This is a genomic window from Streptomyces sp. NPDC058086 (assembly GCF_042885015.1).
Taxonomy (GTDB): Bacteria; Actinomycetota; Actinomycetes; order Streptomycetales; family Streptomycetaceae; genus Streptomyces.
The window spans coordinates 1-1,757 of sequence record NZ_JBHVST010000283.1 but is presented as its reverse complement, the minus strand read 5'-3'; the positions used below and the strand labels follow the sequence as shown (position 1 = coordinate 1,757).

Annotated in this window: 2 protein-coding genes and 1 pseudogene; 2 read left to right on the top strand and 1 reads right to left on the bottom strand. The window is 67.3% G+C overall.

What is annotated here, in order from left to right; all coding sequences use genetic code 11:
* Positions 1-175 (top strand): annotated as a pseudogene (locus ACFVWD_RS58260) (IS6 family transposase); the annotation flags it as partial.
* A gap of 79 nt (positions 176-254) precedes the next feature.
* On the top strand, positions 255-641 hold the full coding sequence (locus tag ACFVWD_RS58255; protein ID WP_389607289.1) for a Tn3 family transposase: 387 nt from the start codon (positions 255-257) through the stop codon (positions 639-641).
* Between the two features lie 137 nt (positions 642-778).
* On the opposite strand, the gene ACFVWD_RS58250 is transcribed toward ACFVWD_RS58255, so the two are convergent.
* Complete coding sequence (locus ACFVWD_RS58250; RefSeq protein WP_389607288.1) at positions 779-1,462, bottom strand: GNAT family N-acetyltransferase; 684 nt, start codon at positions 1,460-1,462, stop codon at positions 779-781.
* Positions 1,463-1,757 lie beyond the last annotated feature (295 nt).

The following is a 1,757-nucleotide window of genomic DNA, read 5'->3' as shown; positions in this document are numbered from 1 at the left end:
CTTCCGCAGCACGGGCGCGGCCCAGCGGTTCCTGTCCGCGTTCAGCGGCATCTCACCCCACTTCCGGCCCCACCGCCACCTGATGACCGCATCCCAACACCGAGCCGAGATGACCATCCGCTTCGCCATCTGGGACCAGATCACCGGCGCTGCCAGCCGGCCCACCACGGCCTGAACACAGGCCCTGACCGCGGGCCCACCACGCCCCGACGCACCATCAGACAGTCACGCACTCAACAACGTGACAACGCCTTCTGCTCCGCTACCTGTCGGACCCGCAGCTACGGGAACAGATCACCAGGGCGACGAACAAGGCCGAGGCATACAACGGGTACACGAAGTGGCTCCACTTCGGCGGAGACGGCTACCTGCGCTCCCGCGATCCCGAACTCCAGGAGAAGGCCGTCAAGTTCCTCGACCTGATGGCCAACAGCATCATCTTCTCCACCACCGTCGACATGACCGACACACTGCGCCAGATGGCCGCCCAAGGCCGGGAGGTAAACCCCGACGACATCGCCGCGCTCAGCCCGCACCGCAGGGACAACGTGCTGCGCTTCGGCGACTGCGACGCCGCCACCCTCCACATCCCGCCCGACCCGTACGACAGCGCGCTTCGCCTTCCTGCGCATGGTCTCTGACACGGGACCGGCCGTGGTCGGCGGACAACCGGAATATGACCGGAACGGGCAATAGCGGAAAATCCGGGCATCTTCGCTCGGCGGGATCCGCAGGAGTACGCCGTGCGTATTGGCGGATCGGCCAGAGTGAGCCAGTCCTACTTGTTGGAGGGAACCACCGGTCCCCGGGCGATCAGGACGTCGGCTTCGTGGTGCCAGCCGAGGGAGGAGTAGAGGCGCTGGCCTTCCTCACTGGCGATGAGAAGACCGGTACGGGCGCCCTGAGCCACGGCGGCCTCCGCCAGAGCGCTCATCATGGCGCGGCCCAAGCCGCGTCGGCGGTGCGCCGGGTCCGTCTCGATGCGATCAGCAATCGCATCGGCGCCGACCACGGCGATGGCGCCGCGCGCCGCCACCTCTCCGGAGGGGCCATGAAGGGAGACGACTGTGACTGGTCCCTCCGTGCGGACCTCGCGCTCGTACGGCGCGGCAGGCGCGTGCTGCGAGTGCTCGGTCAGATCGGTCGTCATGAACCACTCGGACCGGTGGACCAACTCCAGTCCGGCGGCGCTGACGACGGCTTCGACGGTGCCCGGGCGCAGCGTAGGCACCGTGAGCCAGGTGATCTGCTGCGCGGCGGCGACGGATGCAGCCAGCCGTGCCAAGGACTCGGGTTCCTCGTCCGCACGCAGCGCGAACACCTCGACCTCGCGGCCGGGTTGGTCGCACTTGGACCGCAGGCCGTCCCCGGCGGACTCGACCGGCTCAGCCTCGGGCAGGGAGCGAGCCACAGTCCAGCCGTTCAGCCAACGTCGTATCAGCTCTGATTCGATCTTCGTCATCCGGCGATTAGAACATGACCGCAACCGGTGGACGGGCGAACGACCATCCCCCGTCGTCCGCCGCCGCCAAGCAACACCGCGCTCCATTTGCCGGTCAGTCTGAAACCGGCATAGATGGCAGTGGGCAAGAGAAGCGTCCTCTTCTCGGTCATCACTCTGCGTATTCACTAGCCGATAAATGTGCCCCAACAACAGGCCCTGGGTCTTTGGAGGAGATACGCCCGAAGGGCGCCCCCGCGGGGGCGCCCATCGGGCGTATCTCCGCCAAAGACCACGACAGCGCCCCACCCCGGTG

Excerpts from the sequence above, each read along its gene's own strand:
- ACFVWD_RS58250 (WP_389607288.1), bottom strand. The coding sequence starts at position 1,462 with ATGACGAAGATCGAATCAGAGCTGATACGACGTTGGCTGAACGGCTGG.